The sequence below is a fragment of the Cumulibacter soli genome, from assembly GCF_004382795.1.
GTDB lineage: Bacteria > Actinomycetota > Actinomycetes > Mycobacteriales > Antricoccaceae > Cumulibacter > Cumulibacter soli.
Genome location: NZ_SMSG01000005.1, coordinates 327,325 through 350,961, shown reverse-complemented (window position 1 = coordinate 350,961; position 23,637 = coordinate 327,325). Strand labels below are relative to the sequence as shown.

Annotated in this window: 21 protein-coding genes and 1 pseudogene; 7 read left to right on the top strand and 15 right to left on the bottom strand. The window is 64.3% G+C overall.

The window, feature by feature from the left end; genetic code table 11:
* Positions 1-13: 13 nt before the first annotated feature.
* Positions 14-670: a HEAT repeat domain-containing protein gene (locus E1H16_RS13035; RefSeq protein ID WP_134324303.1), complete on the top strand. Its 657-nt coding sequence runs from the start codon at positions 14-16 to the stop codon at positions 668-670.
* Between the two features lie 61 nt (positions 671-731).
* Positions 732-1,718 carry a MerR family DNA-binding transcriptional regulator gene (locus tag E1H16_RS13030; protein WP_134324302.1) on the top strand — a complete coding sequence of 329 codons (987 nt, stop codon included), beginning with the start codon at positions 732-734 and terminating at the stop codon, positions 1,716-1,718.
* A 120-nt stretch (positions 1,719-1,838) separates the two neighbouring features.
* Here the strand turns inward: E1H16_RS13030 and fumC are convergent, their stop codons facing one another.
* Entirely contained in the window at positions 1,839-3,230 is a 1,392-nt protein-coding gene (fumC, locus tag E1H16_RS13025) for a class II fumarate hydratase (protein WP_134324301.1), read from the bottom strand.
* 161 nt (positions 3,231-3,391) lie between these two features.
* Between fumC and E1H16_RS13020 the strand changes: the two genes are divergently transcribed.
* Positions 3,392-4,975, top strand: coding sequence for a class I adenylate-forming enzyme family protein (locus E1H16_RS13020; RefSeq protein WP_134324300.1), 1,584 nt, complete (start codon positions 3,392-3,394; stop codon positions 4,973-4,975).
* A 15-nt stretch (positions 4,976-4,990) separates the two neighbouring features.
* On the opposite strand, the gene E1H16_RS13015 is transcribed toward E1H16_RS13020, so the two are convergent.
* Positions 4,991-5,620, bottom strand: coding sequence for a response regulator (locus E1H16_RS13015; protein ID WP_134324299.1), 630 nt, complete (start codon positions 5,618-5,620; stop codon positions 4,991-4,993).
* Entirely contained in the window at positions 5,617-6,861 is a 1,245-nt protein-coding gene (locus tag E1H16_RS13010; RefSeq protein WP_134324298.1) for a sensor histidine kinase, read from the bottom strand. The genes E1H16_RS13015 and E1H16_RS13010 overlap by 4 nt, the downstream gene beginning before the upstream one ends.
* A gap of 100 nt (positions 6,862-6,961) precedes the next feature.
* Here E1H16_RS13010 and E1H16_RS13005 point away from each other — a divergent pair, with 100 nt between their 5' ends.
* From E1H16_RS13005 to E1H16_RS12995, 3 genes are read left to right on the top strand one after another with little or no spacing between them, the layout of a single operon-like run.
* Positions 6,962-8,368, top strand: a complete 1,407-nt coding sequence (locus tag E1H16_RS13005) for an ankyrin repeat domain-containing protein (protein ID WP_208379045.1) — start codon at positions 6,962-6,964, stop codon at positions 8,366-8,368.
* A 25-nt stretch (positions 8,369-8,393) separates the two neighbouring features.
* The gene (locus E1H16_RS13000) at positions 8,394-9,107 is read left to right on the top strand and encodes a response regulator transcription factor (RefSeq protein WP_134324297.1); all 714 of its coding nucleotides are present in this window, start codon (positions 8,394-8,396) and stop codon (positions 9,105-9,107) included.
* A complete protein-coding gene (locus tag E1H16_RS12995; protein ID WP_134324296.1) occupies positions 9,100-10,614 on the top strand; it encodes a sensor histidine kinase in 1,515 nt (504 codons plus the stop codon). Before E1H16_RS13000 ends, E1H16_RS12995 begins: the two co-directional genes overlap by 8 nt.
* 363 nt (positions 10,615-10,977) lie before the next feature.
* On the opposite strand, the pseudogene E1H16_RS19105 reads toward E1H16_RS12995, so the two are convergent.
* The 5 genes and pseudogenes from E1H16_RS19105 to E1H16_RS12975 form a co-directional block, all read right to left on the bottom strand.
* Positions 10,978-11,106, bottom strand: a pseudogene (locus E1H16_RS19105) (twin-arginine translocase TatA/TatE family subunit); the annotation flags it as partial.
* A 13-nt stretch (positions 11,107-11,119) separates the two neighbouring features.
* Positions 11,120-11,917, bottom strand: coding sequence for a twin-arginine translocase subunit TatC (tatC, locus tag E1H16_RS12990; protein WP_134324295.1), 798 nt, complete (start codon positions 11,915-11,917; stop codon positions 11,120-11,122).
* The gene (locus E1H16_RS12985) at positions 11,914-12,192 is read right to left on the bottom strand and encodes a twin-arginine translocase TatA/TatE family subunit (protein WP_134324294.1); all 279 of its coding nucleotides are present in this window, start codon (positions 12,190-12,192) and stop codon (positions 11,914-11,916) included. The genes tatC and E1H16_RS12985 overlap by 4 nt, the downstream gene beginning before the upstream one ends.
* Before the next feature lie 57 nt (positions 12,193-12,249).
* A complete protein-coding gene (locus E1H16_RS12980; RefSeq protein ID WP_134324293.1) occupies positions 12,250-13,284 on the bottom strand; it encodes an intradiol ring-cleavage dioxygenase in 1,035 nt (344 codons plus the stop codon).
* A gap of 130 nt (positions 13,285-13,414) precedes the next feature.
* Positions 13,415-13,966 carry a TetR/AcrR family transcriptional regulator gene (locus tag E1H16_RS12975; protein WP_134324292.1) on the bottom strand — a complete coding sequence of 184 codons (552 nt, stop codon included), beginning with the start codon at positions 13,964-13,966 and terminating at the stop codon, positions 13,415-13,417.
* 47 nt (positions 13,967-14,013) lie between these two features.
* On the opposite strand from E1H16_RS12975, the gene E1H16_RS12970 reads away from it, so the two are divergent.
* Positions 14,014-15,222, top strand: a complete 1,209-nt coding sequence (locus tag E1H16_RS12970) for an ATP-grasp domain-containing protein (RefSeq protein WP_134324291.1) — start codon at positions 14,014-14,016, stop codon at positions 15,220-15,222.
* Between the two features lie 26 nt (positions 15,223-15,248).
* Here the strand turns inward: E1H16_RS12970 and E1H16_RS12965 are convergent, their stop codons facing one another.
* From E1H16_RS12965 to E1H16_RS12935, 7 genes are all read right to left on the bottom strand, one after another.
* Complete coding sequence (locus E1H16_RS12965; RefSeq protein WP_166741756.1) at positions 15,249-16,574, bottom strand: copper amine oxidase; 1,326 nt, start codon at positions 16,572-16,574, stop codon at positions 15,249-15,251.
* An 84-nt stretch (positions 16,575-16,658) separates the two neighbouring features.
* On the bottom strand, positions 16,659-17,225 hold the full coding sequence (locus E1H16_RS12960) for a hypothetical protein (protein ID WP_208379044.1): 567 nt from the start codon (positions 17,223-17,225) through the stop codon (positions 16,659-16,661).
* Positions 17,226-17,277: 52 nt separating this feature from the next.
* Positions 17,278-19,848, bottom strand: coding sequence for a choice-of-anchor G family protein (locus E1H16_RS12955; RefSeq protein WP_134324288.1), 2,571 nt, complete (start codon positions 19,846-19,848; stop codon positions 17,278-17,280).
* Between the two features lie 316 nt (positions 19,849-20,164).
* The gene (locus tag E1H16_RS12950) at positions 20,165-20,653 is read right to left on the bottom strand and encodes a (2Fe-2S) ferredoxin domain-containing protein (RefSeq protein WP_134324287.1); all 489 of its coding nucleotides are present in this window, start codon (positions 20,651-20,653) and stop codon (positions 20,165-20,167) included.
* Complete coding sequence (locus E1H16_RS12945; protein WP_134324286.1) at positions 20,650-21,480, bottom strand: ABC transporter ATP-binding protein; 831 nt, start codon at positions 21,478-21,480, stop codon at positions 20,650-20,652. Before E1H16_RS12945 ends, E1H16_RS12950 begins: the two co-directional genes overlap by 4 nt.
* Positions 21,477-22,547, bottom strand: coding sequence for a FecCD family ABC transporter permease (locus E1H16_RS12940; protein ID WP_134324285.1), 1,071 nt, complete (start codon positions 22,545-22,547; stop codon positions 21,477-21,479). The genes E1H16_RS12945 and E1H16_RS12940 overlap by 4 nt, the downstream gene beginning before the upstream one ends.
* Positions 22,544-23,623 carry a FecCD family ABC transporter permease gene (locus tag E1H16_RS12935; protein ID WP_134324284.1) on the bottom strand — a complete coding sequence of 360 codons (1,080 nt, stop codon included), beginning with the start codon at positions 23,621-23,623 and terminating at the stop codon, positions 22,544-22,546. Before E1H16_RS12935 ends, E1H16_RS12940 begins: the two co-directional genes overlap by 4 nt.
* Between the last annotated feature and the right edge of the window lie 14 nt (positions 23,624-23,637).

The window sequence follows — 23,637 nt, the reverse complement described above, 5'->3', positions numbered from 1 at the left end:
GGAGGTAATCGACGTGACCCAGTTACACAGCGCGCAGCGACTCGCCAGAGCATTGACCGCTCGCGATAGTTCGGCGCGCCTGCGTGCCGCTCTGGCCGCGGGCACCCAGCCCGAGGAGACCTACATTCCGGTGCTGGTGGATCGCTGTGCGGTAGAGCCGGACTTCTTTGTGCGCGATATGTTGACCTGGGCGTTGATCCGCCACGACAAGGCAGCCGTCCTTGAGCGAGTACTGCCGCAGTTGCGCTCGAACACACCGCAGGCACGTAGCCAAGCGATCCATACGATCTCCAAGATTGGCGACCCGGCGACCGCTGCGGCGATCACCACGGAGTTGCTGACGGATGTGGACGACGAAACAGCCCGCGCAGCCTGGCGCACCGCGGTCGCCCTGGTTCGGGCGGATCAGCATGCGCGGCTGGCAGACACGCTCGCGACTCAGTTCGGTCGCGGCAGTCGCGACGTACAACTCAGTCTGAGCAGGGCGTTCGTAGAGTTGGGCGAGGTCGCCGCACCCGTCATCGAACGGGCGAAAGCGAGCCGGGACGACGCCGTCCGGTTGCACGCGCTGGCCACTGAGCGCATCGTCGCGAACCCTGATGAAGGTTTCGACGCGGCGATCGCCGAGGCCCAGCGAACAGTCTCACTGCTCGATGCGCCCGGAATCTGAGGCGGAGCGCTCCGCCGCGATCGAGGAGACGGCCGCGGCGGAGCAGCCCTAGGGTGGATACATGTTGATCGGGGAGGTATCCGAACGTTCCGGCGTGAGCGTGCGGATGCTGCGTCACTACGACTCCATCGGGCTGCTGTCCCCGTCCACGCGTACCGCTACTGGTTACCGGGAGTACGTCGAAGACGACCTTCGCCGTCTGTTCCACATCGAGGGGCTCCGCTCGCTGGGCATCGGGCTGCGCGATGTGGCCGTTGCCCTCGATGACCTCACCTTCGACCCGAGGGACCTCATCGAGCAGATCGCGCTCGCCACCCGGTCGCGGATTGCCCGCGACGAAGAACTGCTCCGCCGGCTGGAGCGGGTGCAGTCGGTCGAACCGACCGACTGGTCCGAGGTGGTGCGCACCATCGCGTTCCTACGTGGACTCGACGCGCCCGACGGGTCGGCGCGGCAACGCTTTGCGCTGATCGATGACGGGGCCGGTCAGGTCGCGCCCTTGGCCGAGGCGGCACTCGGCGAGCACGACCGCAACGCGGCCGGGGCGCTCGATTGGGCGCTGGCACGGCGGGCGGACGATGCGATTCCGATCCTCGCTACTGCTCTCGATTCACCGATTGCGCAACGACGGCGCAGAGCGGTCGAGGCATTGATGAAGATCGGGTCTACGTCCGCACTCGACGTACTCGCCGATGCCATAGATAACGCCGATCCGGTCGTCAACCGGCAGGCGGCGCTGGTGCGCGGGCGCCGCGGCGAAACCGGCGTCATCGGCGCACTGACTCGGATGGTTACGGTCGGGGCTGACGACGTGGCGGCGGCCGACGCCCTCGGCTCGATCGCCGTGCACGACGCCGAACTGGTCACTGCCGCGATCGAACGAGCACTGAACACGTCGGATTCGCACGCCCGTCGGCGACTGACCCAGGCGCTCGCCGACGTACCCGGAGAATCGGCGAGCGCGTTGCTCGACGCGCTCAGCGACGACGGTGATCGGCACGTTGCCGTGACCGCTACGTATCTCCTGCGCGCTCGCGACGGCCGCTGAACGCGATGCGACGTGCATCCATCACGCCGCAGGCACCACGCCGGGACCGGGCGCATAGGTTTGGCGGCAGATGTTGCACCGAGTACGGTTCAACATCTGCCGCCAGGAACTCCATCCAGACTAGGAATGCGTCATGTTCAGCGGGACGACCCACTCGTCAAACTGCTCGTCCGTGAGGTAACCGAGCGAGAGCGCCGCTTCACGTAATGACGTCCCTTCCTTATGCGCCTTCTTCGCGATCGCCGCGGCCTTGTCGTAACCGATGTGCGGGTTGAGCGCGGTGACCTGCATCAGGTTCGTCTCAAGGTTGTGCGCGATCCGCTCGCGGTTGGGCTCGATTCCGACGGCGCACTGATCGTTGAACGAGATGCAGGCGTCGGCGATGAGCCGGATCGACTCGAGGACGGCGTGCGCCATCACCGGCTTGTAGACGTTGAGTTCGAAATTGCCCTGGCTGCCACCAAAAGCGACCGTCGCGTCGTTACCGAACACTCGGGCGCCGACCATCGTCAACGCCTCGCACTGAGTCGGGTTGACCTTGCCAGGCATGATGCTGGAGCCCGGTTCGTTCTCCGGGATCACGATTTCGCCGATTCCGTTGCGGGGCCCCGAGGCCAGCCAGCGGACGTCGTTAGCGATCTTGAACAGCGCGCCAGCGAGGGTGCGCAGCGCGGCACTGACCGATACGAGCTCGTCATGTGCGGCCAGGGCGGCAAACTTGTTCTGTGCGCTGGTGAACGGGATACCGGTCTGCTCGGCGATCTTCTTGGCAGCCAGGTCGCCAAACTGCGGGTGCGCATTGAGTCCGGTACCGACCGCCGTACCGCCGATCGCGAGCCGATGCAGTCCGTTCTCCGCGTGACGGACATCGGCCAGCGCGTGGTCGATCTGAGCGACCCAACCGCCGATTTCCTGGCCCAGAGTGATGGGGGTGGCGTCCTGCAGGTGAGTGCGCCCGACCTTGACGATGTCCTCGAACTGCTTTGCTTTGGCATCGAGTGTGTCGCGTAGCGTCGAGACCCCGTCGTACAGCCGTTCACGCAACTCCAGTGCGACGGCGATGTGCATCGCGGTGGGGAAGGTGTCGTTGCTGGACTGGCCGCGGTTCACGTGGTCGTTCGGGTGCACAGGCGCCTTGGACCCCATCTCGCCGCCGGCCAGTTCGATGGCGCGATTGGAGATGACCTCGTTCGAGTTCATATTGCTCTGCGTGCCGCTCCCGGTCTGGAACACGACCAGCGGGAAGTGGTCATCCAGATCGCCGGCGATGACCTCGTCGGCGGCGCGTGAGATCAGCTGCGCGACATCGGTCGGGAGTTGGTCAAGGTCAGCGTTCGCCTCGGCGGCAGCCTTCTTCAAGATGCCCAGCGCACGGACGATCGGGCGGCCCCAGACGAACGAGTCGCGTCCGATGTCGAAGTTGTGCAAGCTGCGCTCGGTCTGCGCTCCCCAGTATCGGTCCGCGGCGACCTCGATCTGCCCCATGCTGTCGGATTCATTGCGCGTAGTCATGGATCGACGGTACTTCGCCGTTGGCTCGCCAGTCACCCGGTGTGGCGCGTTAGTCAGGGTGCCCTAAGTAGTCCGGCCTTTTCGAGGCGGTTGACGGAGGGACCCTCGCTGGCGAGAATCGGCGCCAGCATCACTGAGTAGCCAGCCGATGAGGGAGTCTCATGAAACCCGATGTAACCGGAGTGTCAGCGCTTGACTTGAACCTCGCCGGGCGCTGCGTCGTTGGCGATCAACTCACCCGCTCGGCTGAGCAGTTCGGCGAGCGCGTAGCGATCAAGGACGGCACCGGATCGGTGACGTACGCCGAACTGGAACGGACCGCCAACGCGATCGGACGCGGCCTACTCAACCTGGGACTGCAGCGCCAGGAGCCAGTCGGTTTCATCATGGGCAACTCATGGCAGTTCATGGCCACCTACTACGGCTGCGCGAAGGCAGCGCTGATCAGCCTGCCCATCAACCTCGCTCAGGTCCCCGACGAAATCCGGTTCTGCCTCGCCGACGCCGAGGTCGGCACCATCGTGATCGACGATGCGTACGTGGCGATACTCGAGCAGATCATCGCCGAACTCCCGCAAGTCACCCGGATCGTGCTGCATGGTGGCGAGCAACGCACGATCGGCGGCATCCAGACGACATCGTGGGATTCGCTGGCGGACGGCGACGGCTCACTGCTCGAGGTCCCGGTGTACGACCGGGACATCCTGCAATGTCTGTATTCCAGCGGTACGACGTCCCGCCCCAAGGGTGTGCTCACGGCTCACGTGTCGGTCGTCGTCGCCTGCCTGACCACTGCGATCACGTTCGGGCACAAGTGGGGTAACGAGCCCAGCGTGTTCGGTGTGATCGTCCCGCTGTTTCACACCACCGCGCTGAACGTGCTGACCATGCCGACGCTGACCACCGGTGGAACCGTCGTCGCCCTGCCGGGTTTTGAACCCGAGCAATTCGTCGACTCGCTCAAGAACGACCGCCTCACGCACATCATGCTGCTGCCGCACATGTACGAGTTGCTGCTGCAGAGTCCACGTGCGGAAGGAAAGACCTTCGAAGACGTGCGGATCTGCATGTACGCGATGGCCCAAATGCCGGACGAGCGAGTGGGGCGGATCAAGAAACTATTCCCGAACGGCTACGCCCTGCTGGGCTCGGGGATGACCGAATGCGTACCTCCGACGGTATTTCAATTGCCCGAGCACGAGGTCACGAAGACGGCGTCCTGGGGGCCGCCGGTCGCCACCGTGGATACCCGGATCGTCGATCCAGGCGGCGAACTGCTGCCACGCGGGGAGCATGGCGAAATCGTCTACCGCGGCGCTCAGGTGATGGCTGGCTATTGGAACCGCGGCGACGTCAACAGCGAAGTGTTCGCGAACGGATGGCTGCGCACCGGCGACCTCGGTTATAAGGACGAAGACGGCGTCATCTGGTTCACCGACCGTTCGAAGGACATGATCAAGTCTGGCGGCGAGAACGTGTCGTCGATGGAAGTCGAACGGATGATCCTGGAACACCCACATATCGTGGATGCAGGCGTAATCGGCGTACCGGACGAACGCTGGGGCGAGGCCGTCACCGCGTTCGTCGTCACCGATGGCACCGACGTGACGGAGGCAGACGTGATCGCACATTGCAAGGAACGCCTCGGCGGCTACAAGGTGCCGAAGCGCGTCGTGATGACCGACGTCCTGCCGAAGACAGCGACCGGCAAGGTACAGAAGCACGAGCTACGCAAACTCGCCTGAGCAGCCGGGTACGGACTATGTACGGATGACGCGGCGCTCGATGGCCGCCGTCACCGCACCGGCGCGAGTGTCGACGCCGAGTTTGCCGTAGATATGCGACAGATGCGACTTGACGGTGGCCTCGGAGACCAACAACTCGCGCGCCAACTCCCGGTTCGATAATCCCCGCGATAGCAGTTCCAGGACCTGCACCTCGCGCGCGGTGATACCCGGTGACGGATCTGCCGAGCGCCGGATGAGCCGCGCAGCCACGGACGCCGCGAAGACCGTTCCGCCGCCGGCGACGGTGCGGATTCCGTCCCACAACACCTCTGGTGCGACGTCTTTCAGGAGGTAGCCGGCAGCTCCCGCATCGAGCGCCTTGAGTACGTCCGCTTCCGTGTCGTACGTCGTCAGCACCAGTACCGCCGGCGGGTCCGGCAGCGCGCGAATCGCGCGAGTCGCGTCCACGCCGTCAGCTCCACCACCAAGGTTGAGGTCCATCAAGACGACGTCTGGTCGGTTCGCCGTCACCGCGTCGATCGCCTCGGCGAGGCTGGCCCCCTCGCCGACGACCCTCAAGTCTGGTTGCGCATCGAGCAGCGCACGGATCCCGGCGCGCACCACGGGGTGATCGTCGATGAGAACTAATGCGAGTGCAGTCACGGCTGTCCTTCAGAAGCGGTGCCCGATGGTCTGTCGTAGAGCGGGATGCACACGGTGAGCGTCGTCCCGTCACCCGGCGCGCTCTCGATATTCGCCCACCCACCCAGAGATTCAGCGCGTCGCGCGATGCCCGCGAGTCCATGCCCACGTGCCTCGCGCGAGCCTCGCCGCTGCGGCGTAAAACCGCGCCCATCATCGCGTACGTCGAGGATCAAGGAGTCGGGTTCGTACGTCAACGTGATCGCCACCCGGCACTGGCCGGCGTGCTCGAGCACGTTACCGAGCGCACCCTGAACGGTGCGCACGATCGCGCCCGCGACCGCCACCGGCACCGGCGTTTCCACGCCATGCACGTGAATCTCGACTGGAATATCGGTGGCCTTCGAGTCGACCACACGCTGGATCGCCGGCACGAGCGACTCGGCGTCATCGAGCACGGCGGGCGCCAGATCGCGGACGATCCGGCGTACCTCGTCGAGGCTCTCGCGGGCTGTCTGTGACGCCGTGTGGGCGTAACTGCGGGCCAGGTCGGGGCGATCAGCGAACTCCCGGTCCGCGGCTTGTAGGTGCAGATTGATGCTGGTCAGACCCTGCCCAACCGAATCGTGGATCTCCCGCGACAGCCGGGCTCGCTCGGCGAGCGCTCCGGCCCGCCGCTGTGCGAGCGCCAGATCAGCCTGAGCGTCGGTCAGTTCGTCCAACAGACGTTGTCGGAGCAACGAGCCGCGCTCCAGTGCACGGAACGACATCACCGTGACCAGGGCGATCCCGACCGGTCCGACGATGAGTGTGGGGTCGAACTCGGGAACGATACGCAGCCAGGCAAAACTTACCACCGCGGTCATCAGCACGACCACCGGAAGCGAATATCGGAACGGCAGCACCTGCATCGCCGCGAAGGCCAGCGGTACGGCGGTCCATGCGAAGGACGGCGCGACGAGCGTCAGTACGGCCCAGATCGCGATGATCACGCCGACCCATACCCGGGAACCGGATACCGTGCGCCGGGCGAACGGGCGCACGGCGTACGCACCCATCAACGCGATCGCGCCGAGCAGAATCAGGACGCCGCTTGCGTCCAGGCCGTGCCGAGAGACGTATCGCGCGGTACAACTGGCGATCAGCGCAGCGAGCGCGATGTGCAGCCACGGGTCGAGGTTTCTGATCGAGCCCAACAATCCGCCGCCAGGACGTCGCGCATCGGCCTGCTGCACAGCGGATCCGTTCGTGGCGACGTCCATGACCATTCAGCCTACGAACGCATCCGGTTGCGCGCATCATCCGATCGGCTATTTCGGGTTAACCCGATGCCCGGTGTGCGCGACGCGGAAACCACCGACGATGGATACCGACGACGCACTGGACGAAGATCGGTATCGAGGTCTCAATCTGCGCCGCGAGGGCGGTCCACCGCGCGCTCATCACGATCCGGAGGCCCACATGTCACCCCACACACGAATAGTCAGCGCCCTCGTCCTCGGCGTCGCACTGCTGCTGAGCGGCTGCGGAGCCGGTGCCGATACCGGATCAGGGCCGCGAACCGACACCTCAAGCTCGGCGCCGACAAACTCCGCACCGACGAGCACGTCTGAGGCAAGTACGAGTGCGCCAGCCCCCAGCCCCAGTGACAACAACAAGAAGCAAGACCAGCAGGCCATGGATGCACAGTTGCGCCAGGCCGCCTGGGACGGCGACGTCGAGGCTGCCGCGGAGCTCATCGCGCAGGGCGCAGACGTCAACGCTCAAGACGAAACCCAGCAGTCGGCGTTCCTGATCGCGGCCAGCGAAGGACCGCTAGAGATGCTGAGGTTGGCCCTGCAGCACGGTGCGGATCTCGCGGCTAAGGACAGCTACTACGGAACCGCGCTGATTCGCGCCGCCGAACGCGGACTGGCGACGATCGTCGGGGAGCTCCTGGTGGCCGGAATCGAGCAAGACCACGTGAACGCGTCCGGCTATCAAGCGATCCACGAAGCCGTCTGGTACGGGGACGCAGACGCCGCATCACTCGATACGGTGCGCGTGCTGATCGCAGGCGGCGTCGACCTGGACACCGCATCCGGCACCGAACAACTGACCCCACAACAGATGGCGACCGCGAAAGGGTTCGATGACATCGCGGCGGCATTGACCACCGCGCAGGAAGCGAGCGGTATCGCGAACCCCGACGCGTCCCTGCTAGCGGCCGCCGAATCCGGGGATGCCGACCAGGCCGCTGCCGCATTGCGCGCCGGGGCCAACCTGGAGGTGCGCGACGACAGCGAGCGCACTCCCCTGCTCATCGCCGCGACGTACGATCGCGTCGACGTGGCCCGCCTGCTGGTCGCGATGGACGCCGATCCAGACGCTCTCGATAACCGGCACGACACTCCGTGGTTGGTCACCGGCGTCACCGGCAGCGTGCCGATGGCCGAAGCCCTGCGGCCGGCGAATCCAGATGTAGCGATAAAGAACCGATTCGGTGGCTTGTCGATCCATCCGGCGAGTGAACGCGGCCATCTGGCGTACGTCGAGTGGGTGGTTCAGACAGGCATCGATGTCAACCACATCAACGACCTGGGATGGACAGCGCTGCTGGAAGCGATCGTGTTCGGTGACGGTGGATCGACGTATCAACAGATCGTCACCGCTCTGTTGGAAGCGGACGCCGAGCCGTCAATTGCCGATGCCAACGGAAATACCCCACGCCAATTGGCGCAAGAGGCCGGCTACGCCGAACTCGCTCAGATCATCGCCGGGTACGAATAGCGGCGGCGCTGTTAGATTTCGGAGCATGACCGCGCCCACTCGTCCGGACGGCGAACCGATCCGGGTACTGATCGTCGACGACGATCCGCTGATCAGCGACCTGCTCGCCATGGCCGCCCGCACCGAGGGATGGCAGCCCCGGACGGCGAGCGACGGTTATGAGGGGTTGCGCGCGATACGCGAATTCGACCCGGACATCGTGATCCTCGATGTGATGATGCCTGGACTGGACGGCGTCCACACGGTCAGCCGGCTACGCGAGCAGGGAAACGACGTACCTGTGCTGTTCCTGACCGCGAAGGATGACGTCGCCGACCGTATCGCCGGACTCCAGGCGGGCGGCGACGACTACGTCACAAAACCGTTCAGTCTCGAAGAGGTCATCGTCCGGTTGCGCGGCATGATTCGCCGACACGTTCAGTCCGCCCCGCTCAGCACGCGCATCGTCGTCGGAGATCTCACGCTTGACGAGCAGACTCACGATGTCACGCGCGCGGGGACGCCGATAGACCTGACCGCCACCGAGTTCGCGCTGCTGCGTTACCTGATGCAGAACCCCCGCGCCGTACTCAGCAAGACGCAGATCCTCGACCGCGTGTGGGAGTACGACTTCGGTGGCCGGGCGAGCGTCGTTGAGCTCTACATCTCCTACCTGCGCAAGAAGATCGACGCGCTCGGCCCGCCGATGATCCACACTTTCCGCGGCGCGGGCTATTCGATTCGGCCCGCCAATGACTAAGGACCCCGCACCAGCAACCTCGGCCGCCCAGATCGCCGCCTCGTCCCGCCGCCGCTGGCCACTGAAGTGGCAACTCACCGCGCTGACCGCCGGTTTGATCGTCATCGCGGTCGCGATTATTGGCGGCGTCAGCGTGGGAATCCAACAGCGAAGCCTGCTCGATCGGTTGGACGGACAGGTGCGCGTCGCGCTCGATGCGTCGGCACGAAGCTTGAACGACGCCCAGCCGGAACCACCCGAGAACCAAGGGCCCACCCTCGGTCCGGGTCCACAGCCCGGCTCGATCTCGCTCGTGATTGTGAACGACGTTCCACTGCTCGCTCAACTGACTGAGCATGACGGAACGGACCGCGCGCTCAGCGACGACGAGATCGCCGCGCTCACGGCGTCGGCCGGCACCGCCGATCAACCCGAGGACGTCGACCTCGGCGCCGCCGGAGAGTATCGAGTCGCAGCCGATTCCGTCGAGGTGATGGGCAAGCCAGCCACTGTCATTTCCGCGCACTCGCTCGATGAGGTCACCCAGACCGTGCGGGACGCCATCATCACCTTCGTCATCGTCGCCGTGATCGCGGTGATCATCGCGCTCCTGGTAGCCATCGCGCTCATCAGCCTCGGGCTGCGACCACTGCGGCGCGTCGCCGGTGTGGCCGCCAAGGTCACCCACACGCCGCTGACCTCCGGTGTCGTCGTGATTCCGCAACGTGTGACGGCCGCGGATTCCGACGGACACACGGAAGTTGGTCAGGTGGGCGGAGCCCTGAACACCCTCCTGGAACACGTCGAAGAATCGCTGCGGATCCGAGAACAGAGCGAACAGCGTCTGCGTCAGTTCATCGCCGATGCCAGCCACGAACTGCGCACGCCGCTGACCACCATCCGCGGTTACGCGGACCTCGTTGCCCGCGCAGACGCTGACCTCCCTCAGGAAATCAGCCACTCGGTGCAGCGGATCCGCTCCGAGTCGGTACGGATGACCGCTCTCGTGGATGACCTCCTGCTCCTGGCCCGCCTGGATTCCGGCGTACCGCTGCGGACCGAATCCATCCAGCTCGCCGGTCTGGTTGTCGAGGCCTGCGCCGATGCCCGGATCACCGCGACCGACCACACGTGGATCCTCGAACTTTCCGATGACGCGGCTGACCTTGAGGTGACTGGCGATCCGGATCGGATCCGCCAGGTGCTGGTGAACTTGCTCGCGAACGCGGGAACGCATACGCCGGTCGGCACGACCATCAGCACGCGGCTGTTCACTTCCGCCGATGGCAGGCACGCCGTGCTCCGGGTCGCAGACGATGGCCCGGGTATTTCGCATGAACTGCTGCCCCATATCTTCGATCGATTCTCTCGCGGCGATTCGGCGCGGTCACGTGCCGACGGCGGCACTGGCCTCGGCACCGCGATCGTCGAAGCGATCGTGCGCGCTCATGGCGGACAGGTGAGCGTCGCTAGCGATGGAGGCGGCACGCAGTTCACCGTCACCCTGCCCATCAACCGAACTGAGTGACACGCTGAGCGGTATTCGCCGCGGATGACCCGACGATCCGGCGATGATGTATCCAGCCGGCTGCGACACCGCCTGTGCCTCTGACGCGCCGACCGACGGATCTGCCTGCGCCCCGCGCAGCACGGCGCCGTCCGCCGCACCCGCGATCACGTGTTCGGGCGGCATGAGACGCCGACCAGCGCCAGGGTTCTCCGCGTCGTCGTACGCCGCAGCCGTTGTGGCTTGCATGGGCGCGAGATCACCGGCGTCGGACTCATCAAGCGCACCACGAATGATCCGCCGCGGGTCATACTGGGTGAGGTTCCAGCGAGTTGCATCGAAAGGCACTCCGGTTGCAGATTCCGCGCGCACCCGGGCGCCGTTCGCTAGGTGGCGTGCCCCGTTGACGAATCCGACCAGTTTCTCGACATATCTAGGCAACCGCTGGGGGCCTACCACGACCGCGGCGACGAGAACGATCACCACAATCTTTTCCACGCTCAGTCCGAGCATCGGTCTCTCCTATTCAGACAAACTCTGGAATCCGGATATCAGCAGGGTCGGGATCTGGCGCGACTGCTACGCGTCGTTCCAACGCCCGGTCATGCAGCACGCCGACTACCGCGGCTGCGGCGGTGAGTACGCAAAGGCATCCGGCAATGAGCACCATCGACACCACATCGGCCGACGGGGTCGCCAGGGCGCTGAACACCAGGATTGCGATCAGCGCAGGTCGCCACGCCCGCACCATCGCGGCGCCGGTTAGGACGCCGACGAAGTTCAGCATCACCAGTAGCACCGGGAGCACGAACGCAATCGCCGACATCACAGCGATCCGCATCGCGAAGTCGAAGTACTCGGAGGCCTGCAGGATGGTGCTGTCCTCGCTGGAGGCGAACCCGACCAGCAGTTCAACCATGTTCGGGAACAGTCTCAGACCAACCAGCCCGCCGGCGAGAAACAACGGCACCGCCGTTGCTACGAATCCGACAAGGTATCGACGTTCGCGGCGCTGCAGACCCGGCGCCAGGAACGCGAACAGCTCGTACATCAGGATCGGGCTGGCGATGAATAACCCGGAGAACAGGGCGATCCGCATTCGTAGGTTGAATGCGCCGGTCACGGTGTCGTAGTTCAACGTGGCTTGTCGAGATTCGGCGATCTGCACGATTGGCTCACGCAGTAGCGTCATGACAGCATCCGAGAGGACGTATCCAATCACCACCGAAGCAAGTAAGGCCGCGGCCGCACGCACCGCCCGGCGCCGCGCCTCACTCAGGTGCTCGCCCCAGGGCATCGCCGTACGCGCGGCCGCGGAGCTCATGCCTGAGCCGCTTCGCGAATCGGAGCCGCATTCACGCTGACGACACCAGCACTGGACGATGCGTTAGCCGACTCATCGCTGGCCACTCTTGTCGACGGTGCTGCGACACTCGGGGCCGCTGTCGTCGGCTCAGTCGAATGCTCGACCTCGCTGCGCAAGATGCGCATGGACTGGCCGACACTCTTGGCCAGCGCCGGTAGTTTGGCAGCCCCGAAAAGCAGCACGACGACGGCCAGAATGATGATTGCATGCCAGCCAGTAAGGTTTGAGAACATGTTTTTCCTTTGTATATAGATGATCTAGTTGGTGAGTTGGCGTTCGTGGAGCCGCGGCTAGTTCGGTGTACTGCCGGCGCCTTGTCCACCCGGCCCGGCCCCTGTGCCGCCGTCCGGAGCGCCACCCATATCTGCGTTACCGGGTTCCGTGCTCGTGTCGACGCGGACCGTGAGCGTGGCCTGGTAGCCGTTGGACGTATCGCCGCTAACGGTCGCGAGTTGCAACTCGCCGCCGTCCGAGGCGAAAATGCCGTCGGAGTCCAAGCTGACCTGCGAGAGATTGTCCGCGGATCCGTCGTACTCCGCGGTCGCATAGACCGCCTCGCAGCTATCTTTCGGGAGCGCGATCTGAGACGTTGCGATAGCGTTCTGCGGGTCATCGATCGAGTCGACATCTGGATATACCTCGAAATGGATGTGCGGCCAGCGGCCGGCATAGCAGCCGGGGAAGATCGATGCGAACGACACGTTGCCGTCCGCATCCGCGACCTGAACGCCGCGCAGATACGTGTCGTCCTCGACCCCCTCGGAGTACATCGAGTAGCGCCCCTGCGCATCGCAATGCCAGGCATAGACCGCGGCGCCCTCGAATGGAACGTCGTCGTTGGCCATATTGAGCACCGTCAAGGTCAACTGCAGCCCGACTCCATCCGCAGTCGCACCGCCACCGATGCTGGAGCGAATGTCTGAGCGGACGATTCCGCTCTGCTCGAGCACATCGGGCCCGTTCGACCCATCGCCCGGGTATGGCCCGGCAGTCTCTTCCGGGATCTCACCCGAGGGAAGGCCTCCGCTCGCCGCCGTTGATTCGGCAGCCGAGGTCCCGGTGGACGACGATCCGGCGGAGGTCGACGCGGTAGATGATGTGCCACCGGACGCTGAGCGGCTTGTGGAGTCCGACGGGGTGCAGGCAGATAGGACGGCCGCGCCAACAGCAGCGCCGAAGACACCGATGACGCCGCGCCGAGTGATCACGGTCTGAATATCGAATCGAGCACCTTGATCGACCACTTCCTCATCGGAACGATCAAGCAGGCGCCCTTCGTAGGTGGGTCCTTCAGGTGTGTAGGTGGCCTCGGGAATGCGCGCCATATTGGTCCTCCAAGCAGTCGGTTGGATCGATACCGAAAGCATGGGCGGCGAACCCTTGCGCAACCTGTGGCGATGCTATGAATCGGCTCTGAACGCCCTCGCTCGGTTGCCGACGCCATGAGGCCCGTGGTCATCGCGAGATCGCAGCGTCAATCATCTGATCTACGGCGTCCCCTAACGCGCGCCAATCCCCGTCTCGCACATGTTGTGAGTGGGCGTCGAATCGACCGATCACCTCGCTCGCCGCGTAGCCAAGGACCATCGTGCTGATTAGCCGCTCAAGGCGTCTCGCGCGTGATCGGGGCACGCCCATTCGGTGCAACAGATCGACCAACTCGTCCCGGCGCCGCCGCGCGCCATCCGTCCGCGCAGGTCGCGCCAGCAGCAGCACGAACGCGCCCGGATGGCGGCGCGCCAGCGTCCGCACACCGTCGGCGTACGCCGCTAGCTGGGCGGACGGGGCGAGCTTCCCCTTCTGGCCAGGGATCTCATCGAGCAATCGTTCGACGAGACCGTCAAGCAACTCCGATTTAGTGCCTACGTGCCGATACAGAGCCATCGCGGACACCCCCAACCGGCTGGCGACCGCCCCCATCGTCACCGCATCGATCCCCTTCTCGTCGGCCACCCCAAGTGCGGCATCGAGAATCGCGCTGCGATCAATGAGCGCTGGTCTGGCCACTGAAGTTCTCCTGTCAAGATCGTAAGTTTACTGTATATACTAACTCGATGAAGATACTTCTCACTGACGGGTCTAGCCTGGCGTCTCGGCAAACCGCGGGTTTGCTGCACGCCGGCGGTCATCGAGTCGACACCCTCGGCGGCACGGGATTCGGACTGGCAGCGATGACCCGCGCGATCGGGACTCGGTACCGGATTACGCCGTATGGCCGCGATCCCATCACGTGGGTGCAGGAAGCGCTGAGGATCGCACAGGATGGCGAGTACGACGTGCTGCTACCGACACAGGAACAGGCGGCCGCGTTGAGCGCGTGCGCCGACCTCGTCGAGGACTCGGGCGTGCGTACAGTCGTCCCACCCTTCGCGGCGCTTCGCAAGTTGCAGGACAAGGTCTCGGCGGCCGCAACACTTGCCGAGTTCGGCGTCGACACTCCCGCGACTCATATCGTCACCGCGGAGGGAATCCAGACCTGGGACAGATTCCCGATCTACGCCAAACAGCCGGTGGCCACGGGATCAACCGGTGTGGTGCTGGCCAGAAATCGCGCCGAACTGCCGAGCATCGCCAGCGGCGAAGAACTGGTGATGCAGCAGCCCACAGCAGGGCAGTTGGTGATGGCGCAGTCGGTGTGGCGCCACGGCGAACTAGTGGCGGCACATGCCAACGAGCGTCTCGCGGAGGGATCCGGCGGCGGGGCGAGCCGTAAACGAAGTCTCGCGCGCGACGACGTCCTTGCGCCGCTGCACCGTATAGGTAGCGAGTTGCGGTGGCACGGTGCGCTCTGCGCCGACCTGATTCTCACCTCCGACGGGCCGCTGGTGATAGACGTGAATCCGCGACTGGTCGAACCGGCCAATGCTGCAGCCAGCGGAGTAGACCTACTCGGTGCACTGATGGCCGCAGCGTTCGATCAGGCGGCTCCGCAGCCCGCCTCGATACCCGAGGTCCGTACTCATCAACTCCTGCTCGCGCTCACTGGAGCGGCAGACTCGGGTTCCTCACGGCGCCGTATCGCGGCCGAAGCCGTCAATGGGGTGCTGCGTCGCGGCCCGTATCGCGGCAGTCGCGAGGAACTCACGCCAGTACGCGGTGGGGAATGGCGTTCGGCGGCGCTGCTCGCGGCGATCACAGCGACGCTCATTGCCCGCCCGTCAGCGTGGCGGTCCCTGACGAACGACACCGTCTCGTCATATGCGCTCAGCCCCGAGGGATGGGCGGCGCTGGTCGATTACGCTTCCGAATGCGATCGCACCTGACCGCGAGACGGCCCGCCGTCGATTGATTAAGACCCTGGCAGTTGCCACGCCTCGCCCGGTTCACCGTTGAGATCGGCGTACCCCTCTGGCGGATTGATGCGCTGTGCAGTGAGGTCTCGAGGCAACAAAGTGAACCCCTGCCAGTGCGAGTCCATGGGGCCCTGATCCTCATCGCGGGCGACGTGGTGGAACCCAACCGCGACCCAAGAGACCACATCAGAAAGTTGCTCCGTACTCGAATCCGCTACGTAGTCAAGTACGCTATCGCCGCAGTCTCCCGGGTTACTCGTCGCGAACAGTTCACACGTGCTGGCGTTGGTGAACGCAACGTCGTACCCCGCGTCGCTGCCGTGTGTGTGCGCGTCAGAGGTAAAAGTGAAGGTATCGGTGTACTCGAGATCGATCTGATAGGAGATCGGGTGGCCGTCGGCGTTCAGGATCTCAGGGGCCAATACTCGCCACCACCGCCGGTCGACCCACTCGGCTGTTGTCGGATGATCGAGATCAGCGAGGGACCCGTCAACCACCTCCGACTTGGGCCCGTATACACCGGTTGGCGAAGCGTCATACTGCTGTACAGCGAGATCGCCGCCGCCGAGGCTCCAATGAATGCGCCAGACAGCGTTGTGCGAATGGCTGGCAGCGTGGTCGTCATCGCCCTCTCCCACCGGCCAGCCATGATCGCTGTCCGTGTAGTCCACCGGCGATAGGTTGCCGGTAGCACCGAGCGACGGGCGGATAGATCCATCGTCACCGAAGGTGTATAGCGAGATGTACTCGTACCAACTAACCCGCGAGAGGGTCGAGAGTTGCCATTCGCTGCGACGAGCAGCCTGAGTCTGCCCCGTGTCATTCGAGGTGTATGCGACACCTGCGTCGACCACATCCGAGCAGAGCACATCCCGGACAGGACTAGCGCCGACTTCCCCCTCCCCGACGTAGGGGATCTCGGCTGCAAGGACCTCGCCGACACAATGGGTGTCGGTAAGCGTCAGCATGTGGCCGCCGCCGAACCCAGCCTCAGTGATGTCCTCGGTAGTAGTTTCACCGTGGTCATAAGGGACTTCAAGCTGCGCGATGGACAGGGAGGCAATGACGGGGATGGCCTCGCCTCCGGCAGGCGTGAACGTGATGTCCGAGAGCACGAGCCCAAAGTCTTCGTGCACGCTCCAGCACATCGCCCACGCTGATCCTGAATCGAACTGCTGGCTGATTGGTGCGCCCTCATCGCAGTCGAAGCTACCGGAGGAGTCTGGTGCCGGCTCCTGTGCCGGCTCCTCACAGCCAGCGAGCAGAGACGCCGTCGTGATGATGACTGCAGCAACGCTAGTACGGGCGGCACGAAAAGACATGAATCCCAACATATCGACGAGAATGGTGCGGCGGTGGTGGCCTGATACGTCAGGCCACCACCGCCCCTTACTTGTAACCGCTAGCTACAAGTGAGCCCCACCTCGCTTCCGCCGGCGACCGTCGAAGGCGAACGTAAGCCCACCCGCAACGATCAAGAGCAATGCCAGAGACAGCAACGACGGAACATCGACACCCGTGTGGGCAAGGTCCCCGTTCGAATTCCAGGGATCGTCGATCGGGTTACCCGATCCCGAACCGTTACCGCCGCCGATACCGGACGCGGAGCCATCGTCACCCGAGCCGCCGGAGCCGCCCGAACCAGCACCAACGGTGACCGGCGTGCTGACTTCAGCACCATTCTCATCGGTACCGACCACGGCATAATCACCAGGTTCAGTCCCCTCAGGAACCGTGACACACGTATCTGCCGGCAAATTGCCCTCAGCATCCGTCGTCACCACCACCGGATCACCAACCGGGTTGCCCTCAGCATCAGTCAACTGCAACGTGACCTCGCTATTAGGCAGCCACCCCGAACCAGTCGTAGCAGCACACTGACCGACCTCGACCGGCGTTTCTACTTCGAGCGCGGGAGCATAAACCTTGATGATGCCGGTAGTCGCTTCTGCACCGTTCTCATCGGTACCCACCACCGTGTAATCACCAGGCTCAGTCCCCTCAGGAACCAGAAGTTCAGTCCCCTCAGNGAATATTGCCCTCAGCATCAGCAGTCACCGTGACCGGATCACCAACCGGATTACCGTCAGCATCAGTCAACTGCAACGCGACCTCAGACTCCGGCACCCAACCACTACCGGTAACCGGAGTCGAATCACCCGCAGCCACCGGCGAACCAGCTTCCAGCGCCGGGACGTAGACGTCGATGGTGTCTGTGGCCTCGTTGCCATCAGGATCACTGGCCTGCACCGAGTAGGTGTCAGCGGTGGCGTCATCCGGGATCGGCAACATCGTGTCAGCCGGCAGGTTGCCGTCGGCATCGGTGGTCACCGTGACCGGGTCACCAACCGGGTTACCGGCAGGGTCCAGTAGTTGCAGCGTGACCTCGGTGTCGGGGCCCCATCCGGTGGAGGTGATCGTGCTTTCACCGCCGGCAGGAGCCGGGGAGGAAGCGTCGATCGCCGGGACACCAGCCTCAACCACCATCACTGGTGTGCTGATTTCTGCGCCGTTGTCGTCGGTGCCGACCACTGTGTAATCACCGGGCTCGGTTCCTTCGGGGATCATGACGCAGGTATCTGCAGGCAGGTTGCCATCGGCATCGGTCGTCACCGTGACCGGGTCACCGATCGGGTTACCGTCAGCATCGGTCAACTGCAGCGTGACCTCAGACTCCGGCAGCCAGCCCGTGCCAGTGGCGGCAGCACACTGACCGACCTCGGCCGGCGTTTCTACCTCGAGCGCGGGTGCATAAACCTCGATGGTGTCGGTGGCCTCATTTCCATCGGGATCCGAAGCGGTGAGCGTGTAATCACCGGGCTCGGTTCCTTCGGGGATCGTGACGCAGGTGTCTGCCGGCAGGTTGCCGTCGGCATCGGTCGTCACGGTGACCGCGTCACCGATCGGGCTACCGTCAGCGTCGGTCAACTGCAGCGTGACCTCAGACTCGGGATTCCACCCACTCGAGGAAACGTCAGCGCAGAGGCCAACTGGAACTGGCGTGTCGACCGTCAGCTCAGGAGTGATGGCTGCTGTCTCGCAGGCGTCAACGCGCACACCTGCATTTCCGATTCCTAGTCGTGCTGTGCCTCCAGCAACACCGAAGCTCAGCGCGGAGACCTCCAGGGCCGTGACGGCCTCACTGCCGTCAGGCATGGTGCACATCTGCGTCTCTTGGTGGTTCAACTGCACCGAGAAGACGTTCTGCGCGACCAACTCGAGCAGTGGGTCGATCGCTGCCCTGATTGGAATCGTGATCATGTCAGTTTTGATCGTGGTGAACGCTTCGTACAGAAGCCCTTCAGGGTCTGCGAGAGCATCGTAAATCGGCCCTGTAGCGGTTTGCGCAGCCGCAATGATCGGCGCGAACACGACGCACGCACTGCCGGTGCACGGTTCAACGACCTCGCCGGTCAGGTTGATCCCAAAGGACGCCGAGCCCACAATCGGGACAGAACCATCGAACTCAAGCGTTACTGCCTGCAGCGAGTCGATCGCTGCACCGACACCCACATCAATGACCTTCTCGATGACGTCATGCACGCTACTGGCAACGAACGGGTACGTTTCGTCGTCGATGAGTTCGGTATTGGGGTTCTGGTTGTTGATTCCGACCGGGCGATCGATCACGCCGTCGTCGTTACCACCAATCCGGCCGAGGTCAACGGACAGCGTTCCGGTTCCGATATCAATCGTGGCCAGACCATCGTCGGTGCTGATCGGCGCGAGCAGAATCGCGTCCAACACATCCTGCTGGAGCGTGCTCACCACGTTGACGTCCAGCTCCGCGCCGGGCACAAGGCTCACCAGGCTCGTTATATCGAGCAGCGTGTTGATCTGCTCGAGAAGGGCCTGTTCCATCTGGCCAGCCGCATCGCTGACACCCGTGGCCGCCTGTTCAATTACCGGCGAATGCAGATCCAGGCTGAGTGAGCCGGCGCGGTATTGCGCGAGTTCGCCCACCAAGTCGGGATCTTGGAAGACGCCCTCAATTGCTTCAACCCACGCACCACCAAGGCCGAAGTTGATTTCGGCCTGATCAATCATTTGATCCGTGATCTCGCTGATGCCTGCCGCGTCGAACAGAGACAGTAGGTCGATCGAGGCCTCACCGAAATCGGAGTCGGTGCCGTCAAGCGTGACTCCGCCGTCGGCGCCTGCAATACCGGATATCGCTTCGGCGTTCCCGCTGTCCGTGGCGGTCGATTCGCTCTGAAGCGCGCCAAGTTCACCAAAACTGATGAGTTGATCTAATGGGATCTGAAACCCCGAGCCGAAATCAACGATTTCAGTACCCGCAAGCGTCCCGCTAAATGCCTCCTGATTCGGTCCAGGATCCTGAACAGACCCGGCGTTGGACTGAGCGACTCCAAACAAGTCGTTCCCAGCGAGGGCCATATCCAGCAAACTTGCCTCGGCCTCGGCCGGATCATCCGGATAGGTATCGAGTCCAGCAGCGGACGCTCCCCCTAACGCGAACGTACTCGCGACGAGGGCTAGCGCTGTCCCCGTTGCGATTGTCGAACGTAAAGGCCGCCGCCATCTAGTGCGAGCGACCTTTCTGTGCGCCGTCGAACCACGACGTTTCGTACGCATATGTCTCCTTTACTCCATTGAGTGAGAAGTTTGCGGGCATGCCAAAGATGGCCCGAACTACTCGGACAGACAGCAAATGCGAGGGGGTTCTGGTGACTGGAGCACCATTCGTGTTAATTGGTCTTAAGGATTTGACCCCCAGTCAGAGGCTTGCGCGTTAGGGATCACCTAATCAACTGACCATAGGTTTTCGTTATCTCAACGTTATCGAGCATTAGGTATCGATGTGCCGGGGGAGACGAGTGAGGCGTTTGTGACTACCGATGCCCCGTCGGACTACCAGCCGCGGTACGGGTTCAGGATGCGTATTCCCGCTCTACCTAATCCGCTTTTCATCGAGTGGTCGGCCGGCGACGAGGTGGGCGTCGATGAGCCTGGTCACATCGGTGGGCAGGATGCCCCCGTACCAGACGTCATCGGGCTGTACGGCGATTACCGGCTCTGTTCCTCGGATCGGGCGAACCTCCTGCGCGGCAGCCTCGATCGCGCCATGCTCGCCGATCTCTGGCCCGACCAGGGCGGTGGCGATCATGATCTCGGGAGGCTCGGGACCGCGTTCACGCCACCAGTGCGCGGCGACCCGCCGCAACCAAGACAGACCCGGCGCAAGCGGCCCGAAGCTGACGCCGACCAGTTCGATCCGTGTCGCGCCAGCATCGGCAAGTTCGTTCAGGACGGTCGATAGCGCGGGTTCGGAGATCTGCAGGAAGGCGAGCCGTGCGCCGGCCTCCTCCGCGGCGACTCTCAGTTCGCTGGCGGCGTCGGCTTCACGGATCGACATGCCGACCAAGACCCGTTCTGTCATCGGGTGACCTCGATGTCGGTCGATTGGTGGGGCAAGACAAGCGGCGTACCGACCACGGGATCTGTGATCACGGTGGCTTCCACACCGAATACTTCACGCACCATCTCCGTAGTGACAACCTCGCTGGGAGGCCCCGCGGTGGCCACCGTGCCCGCGCGCATGGCCACCAGGTGGTGGGCGTAACGGCTGGCCATGTTGAGGTCGTGCAGCACCAGCACGATGGTGCGTCCGAGCCGGCGGTTGAGGGAGGCGAGGAGGTCGAGGACCTCGAGTTGATGCGCTAAATCAAGGAAGGTCGTGGGCTCGTCAAGCAGCATGACGTCGGGGCCCTGGGCGAGCGCGAGCGCGATCCATACCCGCTGGCGCTGGCCGCCAGAGAGCTCGTCGATCGGCATATCTGCCAAATCGTCGACACTAGTCGCGGCCATTGCGTCAGCAACCGCGACTTCGTCGTCCGCACTCCACTGCCGGAACCAGCGTTGATGGGGGTGGCGGCCCCGGCCGACAAGATCGGCGACGGTGATGCCGTCCGGCGCAATGGGCTGTTGCGGCAACAGGCCCAGGGTGCGGGCCAGGGTCCGCGCCGACATCTCGGTGAGTTCGACACCGTCCAACTGGACGCTGCCATGCTGCGGCGACAGCAGACGGGCCAAGCCCCGCAGGAGAGTCGACTTGCCGCAGCCGTTTGGCCCGACGATCGCCGTGATGCGACCGGCGGGCAGGCTCGTCGTCACCTGATCGACGACCCGCGCGTGGCCGTATCCCAGACTGAGCTGATTGGTGGTCACCGCGACTGACGCGGTGACCGGTGATCGCTGAGACTTCATCCGGCGGCTCCTATGCGGTGGGCGCGGGCGAGGAGGTAGAGCAGGACTGGCGCTCCCATGATTGCGGTCAGAACGCCGACGGGCATCTCTGAAGGCGCGAATAACAGTCGGCCCGCGAGATCTGCACCAACAACCACGAGTGCTCCGACAGCGGCTGAAGGCGCCAGAGCGACCTGCCGTTCAGCAAGGATGCGTCGGGTAATCTGCGGCGCCACCAACGCAACGAATCCGATAGGTCCCGCGGCTGCGGTGGCCATCGCAGCAAGGACCACGGCGAGCAGCAGCAAAGCCACCTTGCGGCCTTGGCCAGCGCCGGTCAGGGAGCGGGTGAGGTCGTCGCCAAGTTCGAGGAGCCGTAGGTGCCTTGAACCGACGACCAAAGCTGGGATCGCCGCTATCAGGGCAATGCCGATAATCGTCGCGTGCATGCTGCTGCGGTTGGCGAGGCTGCCGGTCAACCAGGCGGCGGCGCTCATGGCGCGGTGGATGTCCGAGCGGGTAAGCAAGTACGAGATAGCCGAGGAGAGCATCGCGGCGACGCCGATGCCCACCAGCACCAGCCGGAACCCGTGCAGTCCGCGCCGATAGGCGATGAGCACAATCATCATGGCTGCGACGATCGCACCAATGAGCGCGCCGACGACCAGCTGCGGGCCGCTGCCTCCCGCGATGAGCAGCACGATCAGTGCGCCCATCGCGGCGCCAGAGTTAATACCGATGACATCGGGACTGACCAGCGGGTTGGCGGCGATGCGCTGCAGGATGGCGCCCGACAGTGCGAACGCTGCACCGACGCCGAGGCCGGTCAGCGCCCTGGGCAGGCGATCGCCCAGCACAACATCACGTTCAATGAGCGTGCCTCCGCCACCGACGATGGTGATGGCATCGGACACCGAGATTGGGTACACCCCGAGGGTTAACGACGCCGTGGCGATGGCAACTGCTGCCGCGCCCGCGAGGATGGTGAGCAACACGGAGGCGCGACTGAGCCGGAACGAGACAGCGCCGCCTCGAACAGCCACTACGAGGGTGTCCCGAGTCGGTCCGCGACGAACCAACAACTTCATGTTCCAATCACCTTGCGATTGCGGACGAGGTAAAGGAAGAACGGTGCGCCGGCCAGTCCCGTGATGATGCCAACCTGAAGTTGTTCAGGTTGGACCAGAATGCGACCCAGGATGTCGGCTATCAGTAGCAGTGTGGGGGCGAGTACGGCGGTCCAGGCGAGCACCCAGCGGTAGTCCGGTCCGGTGATCATCCGTGCGATGTGCGATACCACCAGGCCGATGAACCCGACCGGGCCGGCGATAGCAGTGGCGCCGCCAGCGAGTAGGACCACTGCGAGGGCCCCCACGGCACGGGCGATCCATAAACGGGTGCCGAGGGTGCGGGCGAGATCGTCGCCCAGCGCCAGGGCATTCAGCGAACGGGTCAAGCCAACCGCCAGGACCATACCAACGGCGAGAAACGGCGCCACTGCGCTCAGCGTGTCGCTGTCCGCACGAGTCAACGACCCCACGACCCAGTAACGAAAGTCGTCCATTGTCGAGGCGTCTTGCAACGTGATCATCGTGGTGAATGCGCCCAGCAGCGCGGTGAATGCTGCCCCGGCCAGCGCAAGCTTCACGGGTGTGGCACCGCCCAAGCCGAGAGAACCTAGCGTGTAAACGAAGACAGCGGCGACGGCGGCACCGGCAAGGGCGAACCACACATAACCGGCGGCGGTAGTGATGCCTAGGCCAATCATTGCCAGGACCACCGCCAGCGCCGCGCCGGCATTGACACCCAACAGGCCAGGGCCCGCCAGCGGGTTACGGGTGAGGCCTTGCATTACCGCACCGGCGATACCGAGCGCCGCTCCCGCTAGTAGACCCGTCACCGTGCGCGGGATTCGGATGTAGCGAACAGCCCGCTCAACGTCTGTGTCCGGTGGACCCGTGACGGCGCCGAACACGTCGGAGAGGTTGACGGAGAGCGTGCCTAGCAGGACAGAAGCCAGCGCTACGACCACCAGCACCGCAACGGCAAGCAGGATGCCGAGCGAACGCCAGTGGCCGCTCAATAAACCGGCGCGAGGAACAGCAACGCGGGCAGCCGGGCGCGCGGCCTCGACCGGCCGCTCGGAAGCCGGCGCGGCCGGCATCACCGTATTGTCAC

Bases quoted from the DNA above. Each gene is read 5' to 3' on its own strand.
- E1H16_RS12950 (WP_134324287.1), bottom strand. From the start codon at position 20,653: ATGACAGAACGGGTCTTGGTCGGCATGTCGATCCGTGAAGCCGACGCC.
- E1H16_RS12980 (WP_134324293.1), bottom strand. From the start codon at position 13,284: ATGGCGCGCATTCCCGAGGCCACCTACACACCTGAAGGACCCACCTAC.
- E1H16_RS12995 (WP_134324296.1), top strand. From the start codon at position 9,100: ATGACTAAGGACCCCGCACCAGCAACCTCGGCCGCCCAGATCGCCGCC.
- E1H16_RS13000 (WP_134324297.1), top strand. From the start codon at position 8,394: ATGACCGCGCCCACTCGTCCGGACGGCGAACCGATCCGGGTACTGATC.
- E1H16_RS12945 (WP_134324286.1), bottom strand. From the start codon at position 21,480: ATGAAGTCTCAGCGATCACCGGTCACCGCGTCAGTCGCGGTGACCACC.
- fumC (WP_134324301.1), bottom strand. From the start codon at position 3,230: ATGACTACGCGCAATGAATCCGACAGCATGGGGCAGATCGAGGTCGCC.
- E1H16_RS13030 (WP_134324302.1), top strand. From the start codon at position 732: ATGTTGATCGGGGAGGTATCCGAACGTTCCGGCGTGAGCGTGCGGATG.
- E1H16_RS12940 (WP_134324285.1), bottom strand. From the start codon at position 22,547: ATGAAGTTGTTGGTTCGTCGCGGACCGACTCGGGACACCCTCGTAGTG.
- tatC (WP_134324295.1), bottom strand. From the start codon at position 11,917: ATGAGCTCCGCGGCCGCGCGTACGGCGATGCCCTGGGGCGAGCACCTG.
- E1H16_RS13020 (WP_134324300.1), top strand. From the start codon at position 3,392: ATGAAACCCGATGTAACCGGAGTGTCAGCGCTTGACTTGAACCTCGCC.
- E1H16_RS12970 (WP_134324291.1), top strand. From the start codon at position 14,014: ATGAAGATACTTCTCACTGACGGGTCTAGCCTGGCGTCTCGGCAAACC.
- E1H16_RS12935 (WP_134324284.1), bottom strand. From the start codon at position 23,623: ATGCCGGCCGCGCCGGCTTCCGAGCGGCCGGTCGAGGCCGCGCGCCCG.
- E1H16_RS13005 (WP_208379045.1), top strand. From the start codon at position 6,962: ATGGATACCGACGACGCACTGGACGAAGATCGGTATCGAGGTCTCAAT.
- E1H16_RS13010 (WP_134324298.1), bottom strand. From the start codon at position 6,861: ATGGACGTCGCCACGAACGGATCCGCTGTGCAGCAGGCCGATGCGCGA.
- E1H16_RS12965 (WP_166741756.1), bottom strand. From the start codon at position 16,574: ATGTCTTTTCGTGCCGCCCGTACTAGCGTTGCTGCAGTCATCATCACG.
- E1H16_RS12985 (WP_134324294.1), bottom strand. From the start codon at position 12,192: ATGTTCTCAAACCTTACTGGCTGGCATGCAATCATCATTCTGGCCGTC.